The following is a 19,203-nucleotide window of genomic DNA, read 5'->3' on the forward strand; positions in this document are numbered from 1 at the left end:
TCCATGAGCAGTGCCATCGTGATAGTCGTCTAGACTGGTGAAATGAAGTTCTGTCTCGAAAGCACGCAGCCCATGACCACGGCCTTCCTCTCCCATCTCCGTTCGGAACTCGAAAGCCTCAGGCGGGCCGGGCTCTATAAGTCCGAGCGGGTCATCACCTCCAAGCAGTCGGGCGAGATTGAAGTCGCTTCCGGCGAGCGCGTCCTGAATTTCTGCGCCAACAACTATCTCGGCCTCGCCGACAGCGAGGAGCTTGCGGAAGCCGCGAAGAGCGCGCTCGACCGTTACGGCTACGGCATGGCGTCGGTGCGCTTCATCTGCGGCACGCAGGAGGAACACAAGGAGCTCGAAGCGCGCATATCCTCCTTCCTCGGCATGGAGGACACTATCCTCTATTCCTCCTGTTTCGACGCCAATGGCGGTTTGTTCGAGACGCTGCTCGGCGAGGACGACGCGATCATCTCAGATGCGCTGAACCATGCCTCCATCATCGATGGAGTGCGCCTCTCCAAGGCGAGGCGCTTCCGCTATGCCAACAACGACATGGCAGCACTGGAAGAGGAGCTGAAGAAGGCGGAAGGCAGCCGTTTCAAGATGATCGCCACCGACGGCGTCTTCTCGATGGACGGCATCATCGCCAATCTCCAGGGCGTCTGCGATCTGGCCGAGAAATACCACGCCATGGTCATGGTGGACGACAGCCATGCGGTCGGTTTCGTCGGCAAGCATGGGCGCGGCTCCGCCGAGCATTGCGGCGTCGAGGGACGGGTCGATATCATTACCGGTACGCTCGGCAAGGCGCTCGGCGGCGCTTCGGGCGGGTATACCTCGGCGAAGGCCGATGTCGTCGAGTGGTTGCGCCAGCGCTCGAGGCCCTATCTCTTTTCCAATACGCTCGCCCCCGTCATCGCGGCCGCTTCTCTCAAGGTTTTCGAGCTGATCGAAGACGGCGACGCTCTGCGCAACCGTCTTTACGCAAACGCGGCGCTCTTCCGGAGCGAGATGTCCAGGCTAGGCTTCACGCTTGCCGGCGAGGGCCATCCGATCATTCCGGTCATGCTTGGAGATGCGGCGCTCGCACAGGAGATGGCGGCGCGCATGCTGAAGAAGGGCGTCTACGTCGTGGGCTTCTCCTTCCCGGTGGTGCCGAAGGGGCAGGCCCGCATCCGCACGCAGATGTCCGCGGCGCACAGCGAAGCGGATGTCCGCCGTGCGATCGCGGTCTTCGAGGAGGTGGGCCGCGAACTGGAGGTGATCTAATTGGCACAGGCGAGGATCGAGCGATGACCAACATGATGAAGGCACTCGTCAAGACGAAGCCGGAGGTCGGCCTCTGGATGGAGCGCGTGCCGGTGCCGGAAGTCGGCCCGAACGACGTCCTGATCCGTGTCAGGAAATCGGCAATTTGCGGCACCGACGTCCACATCTGGAACTGGGATCAATGGGCGGAGAAGACGATCCCGGTGCCGATGGTCGTCGGACACGAATTCATGGGCGAGGTCGTCGAAGTCGGGCCGGCCGTCAGCAAGCATCATGTCGGCGAGCGCGTTTCCGGAGAAGGTCACATCGTCTGCGGCAAATGCCGCAATTGCCGCGCGGGCAGGGGGCATCTCTGCCGCAACACGCTCGGCGTCGGCGTCAATCGCCCCGGCTCCTTCGCCGAGTTCGTCTGCCTTCCCGAATATAATGTCGTGTCGATCCCCGACGACGTGCCGGACGAGATCGCCGCAATCTTCGATCCCTTCGGCAACGCCGTGCATACGGCGCTCTCCTTCGATCTCGTCGGCGAGGACGTTCTGGTCACCGGTGCCGGGCCGATCGGCATCATGGGAGCGTTGGTGGCCAAGCGTTGCGGTGCCCGCAAGGTGGTGATTACCGACATCAACCCCGTTCGTCTGGATCTCGCGCGCAAGCTCGGCATCGACCACGTCGTCGACGCTTCGAAGGAAAATCTTGCCGACGTCATGCGGGTGATCGGCATGACCGAGGGCTTCGATGTCGGGCTGGAAATGTCGGGCGCCGCGCCCGCGTTCCGCGATATGATCGACAAGATGAACAATGGCGGCAAGATCGCGATCCTCGGCATTGCACCGGCGGGCTTCGAAATCGACTGGAACAAGGTCATCTTCAAGATGCTCAACCTCAAGGGCATCTATGGCCGCGAAATGTTCGAGACCTGGTACAAGATGATCGCCTTCGTCCAGGGCGGGCTCGACCTCTCGCCGATAATCACCCACCGGATCGGCATCGACGATTTTCGCGACGGCTTCGAGGCGATGCGCTCGGGCAATTCCGGCAAGGTGGTGATGGACTGGTAGACGGAGTCGCGGTCGCGATCGATTGCCATCAGGATTCTTCCGGAAAAATCGCGCAACCCTTGTCTTTCTTTGGGGCGCTCCTACATGTTGAGCGAAAGCTGATAAACAGCGCAAAATCCCGTCCATGAGCGTTTTTTGCCGATTTGCGCGGTTTTTCACCGGAAATGCTTGACGGGATCAAAAATTCTGGGAATCACCATTTCAAGCAGAAATGGCGACATGGTACGGCGGATAGGAAATCATGCCAGGGACGTTTCAGTGGCAGGACTGTCGAAGCTTGCCCGTTCACCGCGATCGCTGTCGTGGTTAATCAGGAATTAAATATCATCCCGTTACGTCAGGGGAAATAATCGGTGGCGGGTACGCGGCGTGCCCGGACCTCCGAGTAGCATTGATTACCGGGCGCCGGCCGGTTGCGACAAGGAAAGCGACGAATAAATGGCAACAAAAGTCAAAGAAAACGAAGAAGCCGACGTTGAACGTGAAGGTGCACCGGACGGTCCGCTTCTCGATCTTTCCGACGATGCTGTCAAGAAGATGATCAAGGCCGCCAAGAAGCGCGGCTATGTGACCATGGACGAGCTCAACTCCGTTCTGCCCTCCGAAGAAGTGACTTCCGAGCAGATCGAAGACACGATGTCCATGCTTTCCGACATGGGCATCAACGTCATCGAGGACGAGGAAGCCGAGGAGGCTGCCGCCAGCGACGACGATGACGGCGCCGACGAGGGCGAAAGCGAAGGCGGCGAACTCGCGCCTGCCAGCGGCACTGCGCTTGCAGCCAGCAAGAAGAAGGAGCCGACCGATCGCACCGACGATCCGGTGCGCATGTATCTGCGCGAGATGGGCTCCGTGGAGCTTCTCTCGCGCGAAGGCGAAATTGCCATTGCCAAGCGGATCGAGGCCGGCCGCGAAACGATGATTGCCGGGCTTTGCGAGAGCCCGCTTACCTTCCAGGCGTTGATCATCTGGCGCGACGAGCTGAACGAGGGTCAGACCCTTCTGCGCGAGATCATCGATCTCGAGACGACCTATTCCGGCCCCGAGGCAAAGGCTGCACCGCAGTTCCAGAGCCCGGAAAAGATCGAAGCCGACCGCAAGGCTGCGGAAGAGAAGGAAAAGGTACGCAAGACCCGCGCTGCGGCGAACGACGACGACATCACCAATGTCGGCGGCGAAGGCCAGCCATCCGAAGAAGAAGAGGAGGACGACGACGAGTCGAACCTCTCGCTCGCCGCGATGGAAGCGGAACTGCGTCCGCAGGTGATGGAGACGCTCGACGTCATCGCCGAAACGTACAAGAAGCTCCGTAAGCTGCAGGACCAGCAGGTGGAAGCGCGCCTTGCCGCGACCGGCACTCTGTCGCCGGCGCAGGAGCGCCGCTACAAGGAGCTGAAGGACGAGCTGATCAAGGCCGTGAAGTCGCTGTCGCTCAACCAGAACCGCATCGACGCTCTGGTCGAGCAGCTCTACGACATCTCCAAGCGCCTGACGCAGAACGAGGGCCGCCTCCTGCGCCTGGCCGAATCCTATGGTGTCAAGCGTGAGGCGTTCCTGGAGCAGTATTCCGGCGCCGAGCTCGATCCGAACTGGATGAAGTCGATCAGCAATCTCGCCGGCAAGGGCTGGAAGGAGTTTGCCAGGGCCGAAAACCAGACGATCCGCGACATCCGCCAGGAGATCCAGAACCTTGCCACCGAGACCGGCATTTCCATTGCCGAGTTCCGCCGCATCGTATCCATGGTCCAGAAGGGCGAACGTGAAGCGCGTATCGCCAAGAAGGAGATGGTCGAGGCCAACCTTCGTCTGGTGATCTCTATCGCCAAGAAGTACACGAACCGTGGCCTGCAGTTCCTCGATCTGATCCAGGAAGGCAACATCGGTCTGATGAAGGCGGTCGACAAGTTCGAGTATCGCCGCGGTTACAAGTTCTCGACCTATGCGACATGGTGGATCAGGCAGGCGATCACCCGTTCGATCGCCGACCAGGCCCGCACGATCCGCATTCCGGTGCACATGATCGAGACGATCAACAAGATCGTGCGCACCTCTCGCCAGATGCTGCACGAGATCGGCCGCGAGCCCACGCCGGAGGAACTGGCGGAAAAGCTCGCCATGCCGCTCGAAAAGGTGCGCAAGGTCCTGAAGATCGCCAAGGAGCCGATCTCGCTCGAAACGCCGGTCGGCGACGAGGAAGATTCGCATCTCGGCGATTTCATCGAGGACAAGAATGCGCTGTTGCCGATCGACGCGGCCATTCAGGCGAATCTGCGCGAGACGACGACGCGCGTGCTCGCCTCGCTCACGCCCCGCGAGGAGCGCGTGCTGCGCATGCGTTTCGGCATCGGCATGAACACCGACCATACGCTGGAAGAAGTCGGCCAGCAGTTCTCGGTCACCCGCGAACGCATCCGGCAGATCGAAGCGAAGGCGCTGCGCAAGCTCAAGCATCCGAGCCGTTCGCGCAAGTTGCGCTCGTTCCTGGACAGCTGATCCCAGGACCTTCCAAGAAGTAACGAAGCCGGGCCTGGATCTAGCGCCCGGCTTTTCTTTGTGCGCAGGGCGTGGCGCAAAACCGTACCTCGTTTTCCTCGAAATGCTTTATACTTTGCGCGTTGCGGCAGAGAAGGTCGCTCCCTCCCATCGCCGGGAACTTGGCGTTCCGAGGCCGCATATGAGTGCGCGAATGCGCTGCGGTATTCTTCAGATACAGGGCATCCTTGAGCGCCTTCGGCCGAAGGCGGGATGCTTTGCGGGAGGTGTGAGATGACGACTTACGTTCTGCTTCTCAATTGGACCGAGCTGGGTATCAGGAACGTGCGCGAGTCGCCGAAGCGGCTCGATGCGGCAAGGAGGCAGCTCGAGGAAATGGGCGGTTCCTTCAAGGATTTCTATCTGACGATGGGCGAACACGACATGGTTGCGATCTGCGAAGCGCCTGACGACGCAGTCGCTGCGCGCTTCGCTATCACGCTCGGCATGAACGGCAATGTGCGTACGCGCACGCTGAAAGCCTTCCCGGAGGCCGCCTACCGCGAACTGATCGGTACGCTCTGATCGAGCGCTTCCGGATCGCCGCTCATCTGCCTGCCGGCGCCTTCTCCCCGCAAGGGGCGAACGGAGTCATTCGCCCGCTCCCCGCCTGCGGGGGAGCTCGGATTCTAACCCGAGGAGAGGGGTAGCCCACTTCGCCTACGCATAAAAACCGATCCTTAAGATTTACGTCTTATCAACCTCTCGCAAACGAGAGGTTCCGCGATGCGTTGCGTTTTTGTCGTCGTCCTCCTGTTGTTGGCCGGCTGCGGGACGGTGCCGAGAGAGACCCGGAACGCCTGTGCGGTTTTCGAGCAGCGAGATGGTCTTTTCAACAATTGGCGCAGGGCTGCCTACGCGGCAGAGCGCGAATACGGCGTGCCGGTCCCGGTGTTGATGGCGACGATCTATGCCGAGTCAGGCTTTCGCCATAATGCCAGGCCGCCTCGCACGAAACTCTTCGGCTTCATCCCGTGGACAAGGGTCTCGTCGGCCTACGGCTACTCGCAGGCGCTTGACGGCACCTGGGCGCGCTATCAGTCCGAGACTGGCCGGTGGACGGCGCGCCGATCGGATTTCGGCGACGCGATCCGCTTTATCGCCTGGTATCACAATCAGAGCCATCAGCGGAACGGCATCGCTCTCAACGATACCTACCGGCTCTATATCGCCTATTACCACGGCCACAGCGGCTACGCCCGCGGCAACTGGAGCGATACGGCAAAGGCAGGCGCCAAGAGAGCATCCGGCATGGCTGCGAACTACGCGCGCCAGCTGCGCGGCTGCGGCTCCTGACGCGAGCGGATGACGGCAGCCATCAAAATGTCGTCCCCCTGTCGGATCCTGCGCTCTTCGATCGTCCTTGTGATGTCAACGTGGAGGAGACGAAAATGGCGTATGTGGACGGTTTTCTCGTTGCAGTGCCGACGGCCAACATAGAGGCCTACAAGAAGCTGGCGAGCGCGGCGGGTGCGGTGTGGAAGGAGCATGGCGCGCTCAATTACGTCGAATGCCTCGCAGACGACGTGCCCTATGGCGAACTCACATCATTCCCGCGCGCGGTTCAGGCAAAGGACGACGAGACCGTCGTCTTCTCGTGGATCGTCTACCGGTCGCGTCAGGACCGGGACGCGATCGTCGCCAAGGTGATGACGGATCCGAGACTGCAGGGCGACGAATGGAAGTCCATCTTCGATGGAAAGCGCATGATCTATGGCGGGTTCGAGGCTTTCCTCGAGTTATAGAAACGGCGTTGCAGCCTGCGGTACGATCCCGTAAGTCATGGGGCGAACCGGATGCTAGACAGGCCCCGTACGTCTCTGGACATGCGGGGTCACAGCAGCGCCCGGAAGCTCGCGGAGGGGAGAATGGCGCAGACTGTCATCGCCATATCTACGAAAGGGCAGGGGCTCTACGAGTTCACGGCCGCGGCCGGCGACTTCGTGCGCGCGTCCGGGGTGGGTGACGGATTGCTCACGGTTTTCGTCCGTCATACTTCCGCTTCGCTGATCATCCAGGAGAACGCCGATCCGGACGTGAAGCGTGACCTCCATGCCTTTTTCCACCGGCTGGTACCGCCGTCCTCCGATCGCTCGATGAGCTGGATCGTCCATACGATGGAGGGGCCGGACGACATGCCGGCTCATATCAAGGCGGCACTCACACAGGTTTCGCTCGGCATTCCCGTCATGCAGGGACGCCTGGCGCTTGGAACCTGGCAGGGGCTTTATCTCTTCGAACACCGCGACCGGCCGCACCGCCGCGAGATCGTCCTGCATCTCGGCAGCTGACGAGGCGCAGGTGCGGCGGCCCGCGCAGGCGCTACCATTTTCTCTTTCCGCGCGGCCGGCGCATTGCGGTAGAGTGAAGCGGGGACAATGCGGAGGAGAAAATGACAGACGCCCAGACGATAGCCAGCCGTTTCATCGAAGCCCTGAACGACCGCGACTTCGACACGCTTTCCCGTCTCGTCGGCGAGGACGTCGCGTTCGACTCGCCCACCGGGGAGCGAACCCTCGGCGCCGGCGCGCTCAGGAGCTGGGTGATGAATTATTTCCGCCATTTCGACGAGAGCTTCGGCGACGTCGTGTTGATGCGGGACGCCGGCGGTGAGCGGGTGGCGGCGGATACGACCGCGCGCGGTACCTATCGCGAGACCATGGCCGGCTTTCCCGAAGCCTCCGGTCAGGCCTATTCCATTGCGAGCGTCTTCGTCTTCGAGATCGAGGACGGTCTCGTTGCGCGACTCAGCCACTATCGCAACAGCCGCCTCTTCGAGCGCGAGCTGGCGGGGTGAGCCCGTCTTAACCGTCTGACGCCAACGCACGTCCGGACGAAGAACCTTTATACACTTTTCTGGAATCGCTCCTTAGCCTGTCGGATCAATAACTTACCCTGCCGGAATGTACCGGGGGTTTGGAGCGATTCATGGCGCGTCGGGGGCGTGATCAACCTGAATACTGCATGAACGGAGGGTTCCGGTGCCGTTCAGTTTGGCGGGCCTATGTTTGCCTCAATCGTCAACCAGAACCGCTTCGTCACACCGGAGAAAAGCAATGAAAAAGTTCCTCGTTAACGCCGCCGTCGCTGCAGTGATCGGATTGACCGGTCTGGTTTCCACGGCCTCGGCGCAGTCGCTCACCCTGGAATTGGGTCCGGGCGGCGGCGTCCACTACCGCGACTATGACCGCCACGACGACTGGCGCGATCGTCGGCACTATGACCGCCGCGACCGTCGCGGCCGCTGTGCACCGGGCCTCGCCGTCGAAAAGGCACGCGATCGCGGGCTCCGCCGCGCCTATGTTGCCGACGTCACGGGTCGCCGCGTCGTCGTCGAAGGCCGCCGCCATGGGCACCGCCAGGCCATCATTTTCGCCAATGCACGCGGATGCCCGGTCATCGGCCGCTGGTAAATCCCCGGTTTTCCGTCTCGTCTCCCCCGGCCGACGGAAATGGAGCCCTCACGCCCTGGCGTGGGGGCTCTTTGCTTTGCGCTTCGGACCCCGTTACTGATTGACGGCGAACGTCACGTTGACGGTGACGTTATAGGCATTCTCGCCGGTCGCCATCGGAACCGAATCGGCGGCGGCAAATTCCTTCGCCATGCTGCGGACCACGGGGATCGGTTCGGGCCGGGAGGGCTGCTCCGCGATCTCGATCACGCGTCCGAGCGAGACCCCCGCCGCCTCGGCCAGAACCTTGGCCTTGTTGATGGCGTCGGCGACTGCGGCCTTGCGGGCTTCCGTGATCACGGCATCCGGCTTGTCGTTGGTGAACTCGATGCCGCCGCCCTGATTGACGCCGAGGGTCACGGACTTGTCCAGGATCTCGCCGAGCTGTCCCAGATCCCGCACGCGCACGCCGACGCCGTTGACGACCTGATAGCCCACCAGTTCCGGCGGCCGATTACCGCCATCATTGTTCGGCGGATAGTGATATTGCGGATTGATCGAGAAGCCGCTCGTCTGCAGGTCGCGCTCGGCGATCCCGGCCTGCTTCAATGCCGAGAGCACGTCCGCCATCGCCTTGTTGTTGGCATCGAGCGCTTCGCGCGCGGTCTTGGCGTCCTTGACGACGCTGAGCTGCAAAATCGCCATGTCCGGAGCGGTCGTCGAGCGGCCCTCGCCGGAGACCTTGATCACCGCCTGACGGCCCCTGACACCGTCCGGGCGCCCCTTGCCATCTCCCTTGCCGGCGGTGCTCTCCTGCGCCGCCGCCGCGGCTGCAAAGGCGCCGGCAAATGCGGCTGCGACTGCGGCGACATGAACGGTACGGGCAATGCGTGTAGAAAACATGGACGTTTCTCTCCGGTTGTTTATCCTCGATTCCATGCTTACTGATTGTGTAGCTATTGCGGCAATGGCTTGTCGGCAAAAAGGTTTTACGCTAGAGCCTGCACAGCGGACTGCCATTGGTCCGCAACCGCCGGCGACGACGGCAGGGCCTGTAGCTCAATGGTTAGAGCCGGCGGCTCATAACCGCTTGGTTGGGGGTTCGAGTCCCTCCGGGCCCACCAAACCACCACTAAGTGGTTGGAATTCTAAAAACAAAAGCAATATCAATGCTGTACTTAGCTCCTCTGCTACACTAGACTGCTACACTATGAGGGATAAGACAGTGGAAAAAGTCACGGGATTGATACGACGCGGCAGCACCTACAGCCTGCGTAGGCGTGTTCCCACTGATTTGGTCCGGGTGATCGGAAAGAAGGAAATAACGATCGCCCTGGGCACGTCTGACCACAGGACGGCAGCGAAGCAGGCGCGAATTGTCTCTGTCCAGCTCGATATCCAATGGGGCAAACATCGCGAGGCGGTGAAGAAAGGCGAAGTGATCACCGCCGATGGCGTTGTAACCGAAGGTGACCTGCGACACGCCGTTATTGGCGATTTCTGGAGGCGTGAGCAAGGCGCAATTGTCGTCGTGGATGATGACGTCCGAGACAGCCTTGAACACGAGATTGGCGGGTTTGAAATGCGAGACCCTTCCGCCGAAGCCGCGGTCTTCGCCCAGGCGCGATCAATCATCACAGAGAAAAAGCTGAATATCCCGCTGCCTGCCGATCGGAAGCTCGGAGAGCCTCCGCAACCCTTCACGGCGTCGCCGGAGCTACTACGGCTGCTGGAGCTTATTCGCCGGGGAGATATCGAGCACCTTAAACGGATGCTCGACCGCATGGACGGTGGGCATGGCGATACCGCGCATGATCCGCTCTTCGCTGGCGTCAACTCTGTTTCGCAGGCCCCGGCATTAAGCGACAGCATCACCTTGGGCGAGGCAATACAGCGGATGGAGACCGACCCCCTGCGGGCTCAGTTCGGCGACACTGCAGATGCCAAATATGTGGTGACCTTCAGGGCGATGAAGGAAGTCATCGGGATTGACCGCAAGCTCGCCTCGATCACCCGCGCCGAATGCGCGGCCGTCCAAGAGCTGATCGCCGGTATGCCAGTCAATGGAAAAAAGTTGAAGGCCTACGACAAGTGCAAGACGGTGCGGGCCATCGTCGCGCTGGCTGCCGAGCGGAACGACAGGAAGATGTCACCGACGACGATCACCGTCTACACGCATACGATGAGCGCCTTTTTTAACTGGTGCATTAAGAAGGGCCTCCTGACCTTCAATCCTGCAACCCGCCTCGCCCCAAGCAAGGGCACTGGCGCCGTGTCTAAGCGCCCCTTCAAAATTGAAGAAATGAACAAGGTCATTGCGGGCCTGGACGAATGGTCAGACGGCGGCAAGCTCTCAGGACGCTGGTGGGTGCCGATGATTGCGATCTTTTCAGGCATGCGCATGGGCGAGATTGTCAGCCTCTCGATTGATGACATTGGCGTGCGGGACGGCGTGGAGTGCTTTACGCTCCGCAAGACGCAAGACAGGAGCCTGAAGACGCCTGGCAGCGAGCGCATCATTCCAGTGCATCCTGAGTTGGTGAAGCTCGGCTTGTTGCAACGCGTTGCAAGAATAAGGAAAGATGGCGCGTCTCGCCTGTTCCCCGATCTGCCCGGCGACACGCAAGACGAGCTGTCGGACTTGTTCCAGAAGCGCTTCGCCTATTGGCAAAAGAAGGTACTCGGTATCAGCGAAAAGGGCGTGTCGTTCCACTCTTTCCGGCATGGCTTCCGCGACGCGCTCCGCGAGGCGGGCGTGCCGATCGACGCGACGCGCGCCCTGGGCGGGTGGGCCCGTTCTGGCGGGGTCGAAGAGCGTTATGGGCAGGGCACCCGCCCTGCAACGCTTTCCCGCTGGTTGGCGGAGGTCGCCTATGATGGTTTGATCCTTCCTAACCCGCGCTAACGGTAGCAGCGGCAGGTCAACGGTTCTTCTCGAAACAACCGCCATGATCCTCACCGTCGGGGAACTTGCTCACCAAATCGAGCCTCAACCGGTTCTGGGCATTCTGACACGCCCTCGCGGTGTTGAACTCCTGAACAATCGTGACCGTCGGCATAGGCGACGTGCCTACGTAGAAAATAAAAATGAGTATGTGCGGCATTGGCGTTTTTCCTCGCGATCTTTCCTGATTTCGCAAGACCAGCTTCAACGGTCTGCTATTTTCGTGGCGTACAGCGCAGCCGCAACCGGCAAGCCGAGAAAATCGAAATAGTAAGCCACGCGGGCAATGCGCGCTCACCGGACAACTGTGTCTGTATTCTGACCGGGGAAACTATCTGGGGGCCATCCCAGCTTGTCTACAGCGCCATACAGTCTCCCTATTTCGGGATAAGCGCGCTCGACTGCACGCCGGTCGTGCTGCTTGAACAAAGGGTGATTAATCGCGGAGAGCAAGACGGTCGAAACGTTGCCGGCCGCAAAGCCAACCTCAGAGAACAGGCCGTTCGTAAAAAACACGATTGCTTGGGGCCAAGGGGTAGAAGGTTTTTGCCTTTCTTCAATTTCAGTCAGGGTTTGCATTACCTCCCGGTGCCACGGTTCCTGAAAGGAAGCTTTCGTGTCATGCTTTAAATTCACATCGATAAAGATGATCCGTTCGTTGGCAGCGGCTTTCGATAACGCTTTTTGAAGAAGCCGATAGGTCCCTGCCTTTCCGTCCTCAGATCGACCTCGATGCCTACTTTTCGCCTCGACAGAGTATGCTCTTTTTGTTGATCTGCTGACGGCATTGAACTCGCAATGTGTTGAGTGTAGATCGCTCTCATCCTCAAACTCGACGTTAAAGCCGGCTCGGATAAGCGACGCAGCAATGAACAACTCGTATCGCGCGCCCTGATACTGTCGCGTGTTCTTCAGGCGCTTAGTAAGGACTTCTTGCATCTTCGCATTATCGGCTAGCGTGAAAATGTCCCAAGCGACATGAATGAAGGCCTCCATTTCTGCATTCACGGCAGCAAGCTCGCCCTTGCCGTTTTTTCCCGGGCGACCCTGCCTGCCAGCAGTTGTCGAGCTAGCGGGTGCTGCGGGGCGGAACGATCTGTTTCCGCGTCAACGATTTCGCGCCCGATATATTGGAGACCATATGAGATAAGAAACTCACGAAAACACCATGCGCTCGGAATTGAAAAAATTTGCGTACCCGCAACGACCACCCGGTTGCCGTCTATCTCAGCCTGAAGGGGAGCCCTTGAGCTTCCGAACCGAGCGAGTTGCTCTACCAGAGACCTCATTCGCAGGTCGTTTTTTTCAGCGTTGTCCGAGTTGTCCCACTGCGCCATAGAGCCTTACCTGACCTCGTGGTATCCGAGGGCTTTCAAACTTGCCTCGTTGGCCTTGGGATGGCACGTCTCTATGCCTCGCTTTGCTTGTCCGGGCATGTCCTATCCGTGCCTTTTATGTGCGAGCCAAGAAGTCTCTCACCTGATCACGAAATGGCAGCATCCGCCGATAAGCTCGATGAGAAAGAGCAAGCTCGTACTGAAGGTTTTTCTTGATCTCGGCATGTAAGTGTATGGCATTTCGGGCTTCGTAAATCTCGATTAATTCTGCACAAAGCGTCTCGGTTATAATTCCGATTTCTGCGGCGCACTTAGCTTTGGCGTCAAATCGTACCTTTGTCTCATCGTTCGCTCCCACTCCCTCATAGGTTGGAACTATTTTCTTGCCATCGTGAGAGAGATGCTTATCGAGTGCGGCCTGCTTTGCTTGCGGCACGGAAATCTTTATGAGCCGGTCAAATTTCATGAGTTTTTCGACCCTCGGATCAGATCTCAATCGATCGAACAAGACGTGATGGAGTACAGCTTCGTAAATTGACGCATAAAGCAACACCTGTATCCGCACTTGCGCTCTCTGTAGCCAGTCCTTGGCGCTTAGCCCTTCAAGGATTTTATAAAGATAGCGTGCGGATTTGAACTCCTCCATAAGGCGACCCGCCAAGTGGGCATCAGATATGAAATCGAACAGGCCTCCGTTGACCTCATTCAGAGGTAAATCCCGCTCAGCATAATTAATGACGTCATGCTGAAGCTGTTCAGGCATTGGCATTGCAATACTCCGTTTTTCCACTTCATTTCTAGGTTGCAGTCGACCAGAGCGCAATGGTGTGAAATTTTAAGTGAAGGGTGTTAGACGCTTTCAGCGGGTAGGGGATGAGAGCCTCGATGAGGACAAGCCAGAAGTAAGCGCTTGCGGCTTATAGCCCACTATCATTCCGGGGGAATACGTTAAGAATGCAATCGCCAAAATTCTCGCAGAAGAAGCCCGATCTCAAAGACGTAATCAACAGCACCCGGCTGAAATTGACGTGGAAGTCCAAGGTTCGCGACGCAGCACGAACTCAACCCATCCCGGACCCAGTTGAACATCTTGATTTCCACATTGGATTGAGCGTGAACTGTGAAACTATCGAAGCGGAGGTACTCTCGGGGGAATATGTTCCGGGGGCCGTGCTCCGGCTACTTTCGGAAAAGTCGAAGGGGCTATGCCGACAACTCGTAATCCCTAACGTCAAGGACGCACTAGTCCTTCAAGCCTTGTCTGACGCGTTATGGGTTGAACTTAAAGAAAAGGCTCCTTCACAGAACGCCTTTTATGCGCCTCAAGATCAGGCTTTTTCGAAACCTCTGAAAGGCTTGGAGAACGAATACGGCCCTGTGAACGCGTGGCTGAACTTTCAGGAAAAAATAATAGGTTTCTCCGAAGCGTGCGACTATGTCATCGTAACCGATATAGCCAATTATTATGACTGCATATCTTACGATCACTTGAGAAACATTCTTGCTGATCTATCAATTGCCAGAGAGCACGCTCTGGATCTTCTAATCTACACGCTATCCCACATGCTTTGGCAGCCTGACTACATGCCTCGGGTTCAAACTGGATTGCCTCAGATGAATTTGGATGCTCCCCGGCTGCTGGCCCATTGTTTTCTCTTTGAGATTGACGGCCTTCTCAAGAATGGTCTGACCGTAAACTTTGCCCGGTACATGGACGATATCGACATTGGTGTGGACAGCCGCGCCAGCGCTAAGCGAGCCCTTCGGGATCTGGATTTGGCGCTACAAACGCGGCAGTTGAGGCTCAATACCGGAAAAACCAAAATCCTTAATAGGGAAGAAGCGGCGAAGCACTTTAAGATCCGCGAAAACGCTTTTCTTGACGGTTTGGAAGAACGGATCAAATCAAAAGAGAGCGGAGGCTCTTCCTGTGCTCACGAGGCCAAGTTTCTCAACTTCGGCATAGGGTGGGGCCTGCGGGGGCAGTGCTTTGCGACTGGAAACGGCGAGAAGATCCTCAAGAGGTCGGTCAACTATCTCCGGCGAACGGGTGGCCTTATGGAACCCGTAGACTTTCGAAGCATCCTTCTGAACTGGCCCAACTCTAGACAGGTGGCACTGAACTGGTGGGTGAATTCCGCATCGCCGGATACGTATTTGTCCATTTTGACCGAGCTAGTTTCCGACGATCATCTAGTCGACGACATTGGACCTATTCAGATTTGCAATGCTTTGGTTACGGCGCGGCTGCAAGATCAAGCAACGACCGACGGTCACATTAAAACGATAGCAACCGGGCTGCCGTTAAAGACACCGCTCGGCTTCAACGGAGCAGCGTGGTTACTTTCGAAGTATGGCAGCGCTGATGACCTCATATCGCTGATTGAAGGCAACGTGAGCGTTTGGAGAACGAAGGAGACGGTGTCGAGAACGGTTGGCGGCCTCTTTCCCCGGTTTTTCGGGACAAACCAGTTAGCCAAGTACGAGAATATAATTCTTCGTTCGGGCTCAAAGCCAGCGCAACAAGTTCTTTCTTTTCATAAGGAACTAAGTTCAACGCAAGTAGGATTTTCCGCCGTAAAACCGTTCATCATGGCTCCTAATCCGTCGCTTCCAAATCGTATTTCGCACGCAAAGCTCCTGATGGTAGCGTCGGCTCTACAGAACGAAAGTGTTCCGGTTCAGGCTCGTTTACAGCTTTGGGAGAAGCACGCGATTGCTTTCGAAGATCCCTACTATGCGAAGAACACTCCGATGAAGCCGCTTGAGAAATAGCGGTGTTCGCCGATGATATTCCTGAATACAGCAAAGCCGACGGCGTAAGTCTGCTGGGGCCACAGAAACTATTCCGGATGATCCTCGACGCCGGTCTCTCGCCTGGCTGCGGGAGCTGCATCGGGGCGAGGCTATCTTTTCTTCTGCATGATCGCCTCACGGGCCAGTCGTGGTTCCGTTACAGAGCGATGATGCTTGCGAAGTTGGGCGAGGAGCATTGTCTGTTGCCGGTCCTGCGCAAGTTGAGCATACGCTTCCTCGAACATAGGCTGGAAAAGAAGGTACTGCTGATAGCATCCGCTTTCGATGACGGGCTGTGGAAGCGGGCTATCGTCATCTGGGTCTGCATCATGAGAGAACCATTCGGGAAAATTGGCGCTGAGCTTGCGATGAAGATACGCGAGGCGATTGCCGACGATCCAGCAGAAGAAGACCGCACGTGTTGCTGGTGATGATGCCTTGCCACCGTAACAGGCAGACCAGCCTTTAAACGGGCCATCCCAGGTGCTCGGAGTTGCGCCGGTGGGCCAACCAGAATTTGTGAGCGATGCACCTGTTGTGCGGGTACCGGCCACGGCCTCTTCTTTTCGCCAGCCGGCGCGTAGACGGTGACGCAGAGTGTCGGGTTTCTGACCGGTGAGCGCCGCGACCTGCGGCAACGGTAAATCCGAGCCTTTGTATGGCAACGTAATTGAGGTCATCCGGTTCTGTGCTTGCTCGGCTTTTGTCGCCCAGCGCACCTTTCCAGGTGCGTATTCTAGATCGGCGGTGTTGATCCGGTCTACGGTATGCGATCGAGAGGGCGCCTGCCGTAAGTGTTGGAGAAAAAATTTGAACGGGCGCAAGTCATCGTGAACGATTGCCTTTTCCTGCTTCGCGCGGGCGAGCATGCCGGTATGGGATGAGTGCTCATGCGGAAACAGCTTGCGAAGCGTACGCACTGAATTTTGCTCTACGAAGTCGTCCAATTCTTCGTCGGAGATATGCGTGCAAGCCTCACAGGATTTGGGATGGGTTACCGTGTAACCTATCCGTGATCCTGCCTTTGTTTCACGATTGAATTTGCTCGATTTTTGCTCATTTTCCGGTTCCTTGCACGATGCCTCTTCGAGTGGGTCAATTCCGGCATGCTTGCGCGCTTCGAAACTTCTGGGATGGCTAGCGCGAGCGTCAGCAAACGGAATGATCGTGGCGGAATGCGCGTGGGCGCGATTTGTGGGCATGGGGGGTTCCTCTTCTTCCAATTACCAGGACCGGCCGACTGCGAAGGGGGGAAGAAGAGGCTTTGAGGAAGCGCTCGCCCTATACAGTCGGGCCGGTCAATCGACGGGAGCTAACCGCGACCTTCTGGTCTCTCATCCATAGCATTTGCGGAACCTCGCGTCTCGCCAAAAAGATTGCAACCCGTTGCAAAATCAATGGTTTAGACGAACACTCGGCCATACTATAGTATCAAAGTTTCGATAGGCCTGGCCTTCAAAATGGCGACGATAGGGGCGGGTGTCAGCACTCTAGCCGGGCGGTTGCGGGGCACGTCGTATATCGGCTTGCCGTACCCAGCGTGCGACCAGGAATACAGGCCGCCAGCTTGCACCAGGAACGCGACGCCAGGTGATCGTTCGCCCGCCACGAAGACGCCGTCAGGCAACTCCCCGAGGGAGGCGACGAACGTGCGTTTGTGGCCACGTGCGTCAATGCGGGCCTGGTGCAGGGTGCCGTCAATCTCGACGGCTGGCGGCTTGTCGCCGAATGCGGCCTGCCAGCCCTCACGGAAGGCGTCATAGGCCGGTCGCCTGCACGAGGCACACGGGCGATGACCGGCCGCCAGGGCGGTCGTCTCATCTGCGAAGAAAAGCGGCGTGTAGTTGCCAGCCGTGTCGAATGCGACCCGGTGACCGGCCGGTGAGTGCAGGGTGCACGATATCCAGCGCTTGAGCTTCCAGGGACGGCAGACGGTGCCATCTGGGGCGTGCAGGTCGCCCCGGTTGCCCATGAGCCTCCCCGGTGCGAGGTCGCCTCGATGTCCCCGAACGGCGTCACACGGTTGCGGCGGGGTCTCTCGACCATTTTCTTTATCCATGTAGTTTTCTGCAACGGCTCACCGGGCAATCAGGCTCCGGACCACTGACGGCGACAACGGGGAGCCGCTGGTGCTCACATGGCCTCGCGTTGCCAGCTCGGCCGCGATCTCGCGCAGCGATAGGCGATTGCCCTTCCGGTCCTTACGGTGCAGGCGGCGTGCCAGGGCGACCAGGTGGGGCGTGCGCTCTGCATGGGACTTCCGGCCCTCGACCTTCGCGCCGGTTGCCCGCTTGCGTTCACGAGCGGCTCGGAGCTTTGCGACCAGGCGAGATTTTTCGAGCTGAGCGAAGGTGCCTGCAATCTGCCGCATGGCGACCTTAAACGGGTCCTCAGTATGGGTGAGATCGTCGCCGGTGCTGGTGAGCACGGTGACGCCTCGGCCGATCAAAGCGAGGATGCCCAATTCCTGCGTGACCAGGTCGCGAGCAAAGCGGCTGGCATCCTCTACGATCACAACACGCACGCCGTTGCCCTCGATGCGGTCCAGGAGCGCGGAGAAGCCGGGCCTGGTCTCTATCGGGTCCGCACCACTGACGGCCGCGTCATAGAACTCATCAACGATGCTGTAGCCGTCGCGTCTGGCGAAGGCAGTGATGGCTTCCCGCTGCCGCCGATCGCTGTCCTTATCTGAGCCGACATTTGCGGCCGACGAGGTCCGCAGATAGGCCACTGCCTTCGTCTTTCCCTTCGTGGTCGCCACTCGGCCGCCCTCTCTGTTTTTTATTCTCAAGAATTTAGAACATATGTATGAGTGTTTGTCAATAATTTCAAATATTTGCAACGAGTTGCAAATTGCGGGGAAGCTAACATTTTGCTATCGTCCAGACCTGTTGAACTAAGGATTTGCACCATGACCACCCGCTCCCAGGCCCATGCAGAAAACGTCGCCCGCGCGAAGGCGATGGACGACAAGCTCGCAATATTCGGCAGCCGGCATTCTCCGGCGATCGGCGTCTCGAAAACCGTCGAAGTCCGCCGCAACATGCTGGATGTGGGCGCCAGTACCGTCGCCGCTCCGGTGCGGTGTGCAAAGGCTGATCGGGCGGCACTGCATCCGCGCCTTAAGTCGGTCGAGGGTCGGTTGTCCCATAACGCCGCCCGCCTGCTCGATCATGTGGTCCGGATGGACGAACAATTCGGCGGAAGCCGTTTGATCGATGTAGTCGTGCAGCAGATCGCCAGCGCGTTCGATCTCCCTGAAAAGGAAGCCGAAGAGGCGCGCACCGAGCTCGAACAGCTTGGACTGATTTCATGGTTCGATAATTTCTCTGGCGATCGCGGCTTCCGCCCGACCGTCTGATGTGAGTAGTGCGCGGCGTGCGTGGGCGCGCTTGCGATCGACGTGACGGCAGGCTGCGCCTCGGTCACGTCACAGGCGGGGAGCTGGGTTTATCTCGGCCTACGGCTCTCCGCCCCAATCCTACTAGGCTCGGGACCCATTGATTAGCGAACTTCCACCTTAAAGTTGGCCAGGATTTGCGCGGACGCTCAAGACGGTGCGTGTCGTCGGGTCATAATCGCATTCATAGGTGTGAATGATCCACGCCCCGAAGCCATTCTGAAACTTGATCTTGTCACCCACATAAGTGACGGTCTTCTCGCTTTGATCAAGCCACAGCGCTCGGGGCAGTTTCGGTTCCGTCCAGCCGTCCGTCCATTCGAAGTTGTTCTTTGCCAGACGTTGAACTGGTTCCTGGCAATCGAGGCCGGCTCGCGCTTGCCATTTGCTAGCCCAGCAATCCAAGTCTGCGGCGCACTCAGCGTCCTTTTTTCGAGGGCGGCGGTGGTTGCCGCTGTGTCGGCTGGATTGGGCTCTTCCCCGA

19 protein-coding genes and 1 tRNA gene are annotated in these 19,203 nt (G+C 58.6%); 13 read left to right on the plus strand and 7 right to left on the minus strand.

Annotated elements, in window-relative coordinates:
• Positions 1-72: 72 nt before the first annotated feature.
• The 9 genes from kbl to N0Q91_RS05865 all read left to right on the plus strand — a co-directional run bounded on the left by kbl (position 73) and on the right by N0Q91_RS05865 (position 8,263).
• Positions 73-1,260, plus strand: a complete 1,188-nt coding sequence (kbl, locus tag N0Q91_RS05825; protein ID WP_275597568.1) for a glycine C-acetyltransferase — start codon at positions 73-75, stop codon at positions 1,258-1,260.
• A gap of 23 nt (positions 1,261-1,283) precedes the next feature.
• Positions 1,284-2,318 carry an L-threonine 3-dehydrogenase, zinc-binding type gene (gene tdh / locus N0Q91_RS05830; RefSeq protein ID WP_100671807.1) on the plus strand — a complete coding sequence of 345 codons (1,035 nt, stop codon included), beginning with the start codon at positions 1,284-1,286 and terminating at the stop codon, positions 2,316-2,318.
• A 438-nt stretch (positions 2,319-2,756) separates the two neighbouring features.
• Positions 2,757-4,811: an RNA polymerase sigma factor RpoD gene (rpoD, locus tag N0Q91_RS05835; RefSeq protein WP_018095614.1), complete on the plus strand. Its 2,055-nt coding sequence runs from the start codon at positions 2,757-2,759 to the stop codon at positions 4,809-4,811.
• Positions 4,812-5,084: 273 nt separating this feature from the next.
• Positions 5,085-5,375: a GYD domain-containing protein gene (locus N0Q91_RS05840; protein ID WP_003532955.1), complete on the plus strand. Its 291-nt coding sequence runs from the start codon at positions 5,085-5,087 to the stop codon at positions 5,373-5,375.
• Positions 5,376-5,576: 201 nt separating this feature from the next.
• Positions 5,577-6,146 carry a transglycosylase SLT domain-containing protein gene (locus N0Q91_RS05845; RefSeq protein WP_018095613.1) on the plus strand — a complete coding sequence of 190 codons (570 nt, stop codon included), beginning with the start codon at positions 5,577-5,579 and terminating at the stop codon, positions 6,144-6,146.
• Positions 6,147-6,241: 95 nt separating this feature from the next.
• Entirely contained in the window at positions 6,242-6,595 is a 354-nt protein-coding gene (locus N0Q91_RS05850; RefSeq protein ID WP_275597569.1) for a DUF1428 domain-containing protein, read from the plus strand.
• A gap of 123 nt (positions 6,596-6,718) precedes the next feature.
• Positions 6,719-7,141 carry a secondary thiamine-phosphate synthase enzyme YjbQ gene (locus tag N0Q91_RS05855; RefSeq protein WP_275597570.1) on the plus strand — a complete coding sequence of 141 codons (423 nt, stop codon included), beginning with the start codon at positions 6,719-6,721 and terminating at the stop codon, positions 7,139-7,141.
• A 101-nt stretch (positions 7,142-7,242) separates the two neighbouring features.
• Positions 7,243-7,647, plus strand: a complete 405-nt coding sequence (locus N0Q91_RS05860; protein ID WP_100671805.1) for a ketosteroid isomerase-related protein — start codon at positions 7,243-7,245, stop codon at positions 7,645-7,647.
• 259 nt (positions 7,648-7,906) lie between these two features.
• Positions 7,907-8,263, plus strand: a complete 357-nt coding sequence (locus N0Q91_RS05865; RefSeq protein WP_018095609.1) for a hypothetical protein — start codon at positions 7,907-7,909, stop codon at positions 8,261-8,263.
• 93 nt (positions 8,264-8,356) lie between these two features.
• Here the strand turns inward: N0Q91_RS05865 and N0Q91_RS05870 are convergent, their stop codons facing one another.
• The gene (locus tag N0Q91_RS05870; protein WP_003537551.1) at positions 8,357-9,145 is read right to left on the minus strand and encodes an SIMPL domain-containing protein; all 789 of its coding nucleotides are present in this window, start codon (positions 9,143-9,145) and stop codon (positions 8,357-8,359) included.
• Between the two features lie 145 nt (positions 9,146-9,290).
• Here N0Q91_RS05870 and N0Q91_RS05875 point away from each other — a divergent pair.
• Together N0Q91_RS05875 and N0Q91_RS05880 are read left to right on the plus strand one after the other, a co-directional pair.
• A tRNA-Ile gene (locus tag N0Q91_RS05875) sits at positions 9,291-9,366 on the plus strand.
• Between the two features lie 101 nt (positions 9,367-9,467).
• Positions 9,468-11,147 (plus strand): site-specific integrase, encoded by a 1,680-nt coding sequence (locus N0Q91_RS05880; protein WP_275597571.1) that lies wholly within the window; start codon positions 9,468-9,470, stop codon positions 11,145-11,147.
• A gap of 16 nt (positions 11,148-11,163) precedes the next feature.
• Here N0Q91_RS05880 and N0Q91_RS05885 read toward each other — a convergent pair whose 3' ends face one another.
• The 3 genes from N0Q91_RS05885 to N0Q91_RS05895 all read right to left on the minus strand — a co-directional run bounded on the left by N0Q91_RS05885 (position 11,164) and on the right by N0Q91_RS05895 (position 13,292).
• Positions 11,164-11,346 carry a hypothetical protein gene (locus N0Q91_RS05885; protein ID WP_275597572.1) on the minus strand — a complete coding sequence of 61 codons (183 nt, stop codon included), beginning with the start codon at positions 11,344-11,346 and terminating at the stop codon, positions 11,164-11,166.
• A 134-nt stretch (positions 11,347-11,480) separates the two neighbouring features.
• On the minus strand, positions 11,481-12,182 hold the full coding sequence (locus N0Q91_RS05890) for a hypothetical protein (RefSeq protein WP_275597573.1): 702 nt from the start codon (positions 12,180-12,182) through the stop codon (positions 11,481-11,483).
• A 456-nt stretch (positions 12,183-12,638) separates the two neighbouring features.
• Positions 12,639-13,292 carry a hypothetical protein gene (locus tag N0Q91_RS05895; RefSeq protein ID WP_275597574.1) on the minus strand — a complete coding sequence of 218 codons (654 nt, stop codon included), beginning with the start codon at positions 13,290-13,292 and terminating at the stop codon, positions 12,639-12,641.
• Between the two features lie 185 nt (positions 13,293-13,477).
• Here N0Q91_RS05895 and N0Q91_RS05900 point away from each other — a divergent pair, with 185 nt between their 5' ends.
• Positions 13,478-15,298: an RNA-directed DNA polymerase gene (locus N0Q91_RS05900; protein WP_275597575.1), complete on the plus strand. Its 1,821-nt coding sequence runs from the start codon at positions 13,478-13,480 to the stop codon at positions 15,296-15,298.
• A 131-nt stretch (positions 15,299-15,429) separates the two neighbouring features.
• Here N0Q91_RS05900 and N0Q91_RS05905 read toward each other — a convergent pair whose 3' ends face one another.
• From N0Q91_RS05905 to N0Q91_RS05915, 3 genes are all read right to left on the minus strand, one after another.
• Positions 15,430-16,521 (minus strand): hypothetical protein, encoded by a 1,092-nt coding sequence (locus N0Q91_RS05905; RefSeq protein ID WP_275597576.1) that lies wholly within the window; start codon positions 16,519-16,521, stop codon positions 15,430-15,432.
• Between the two features lie 221 nt (positions 16,522-16,742).
• Complete coding sequence (locus tag N0Q91_RS05910; RefSeq protein ID WP_275597577.1) at positions 16,743-17,291, minus strand: hypothetical protein; 549 nt, start codon at positions 17,289-17,291, stop codon at positions 16,743-16,745.
• Positions 17,292-17,396: 105 nt separating this feature from the next.
• Entirely contained in the window at positions 17,397-18,050 is a 654-nt protein-coding gene (locus N0Q91_RS05915) for a recombinase family protein (RefSeq protein WP_275597578.1), read from the minus strand.
• Between the two features lie 81 nt (positions 18,051-18,131).
• Here N0Q91_RS05915 and N0Q91_RS05920 point away from each other — a divergent pair, with 81 nt between their 5' ends.
• Positions 18,132-18,680, plus strand: a complete 549-nt coding sequence (locus N0Q91_RS05920; protein WP_275597579.1) for a hypothetical protein — start codon at positions 18,132-18,134, stop codon at positions 18,678-18,680.
• The last annotated feature ends 523 nt before the right edge of the window (positions 18,681-19,203 follow it).

This window comes from Sinorhizobium prairiense (assembly GCF_029201645.2).
In the GTDB taxonomy this organism is placed as follows: domain Bacteria; phylum Pseudomonadota; class Alphaproteobacteria; order Rhizobiales; family Rhizobiaceae; genus Sinorhizobium; species Sinorhizobium meliloti_A.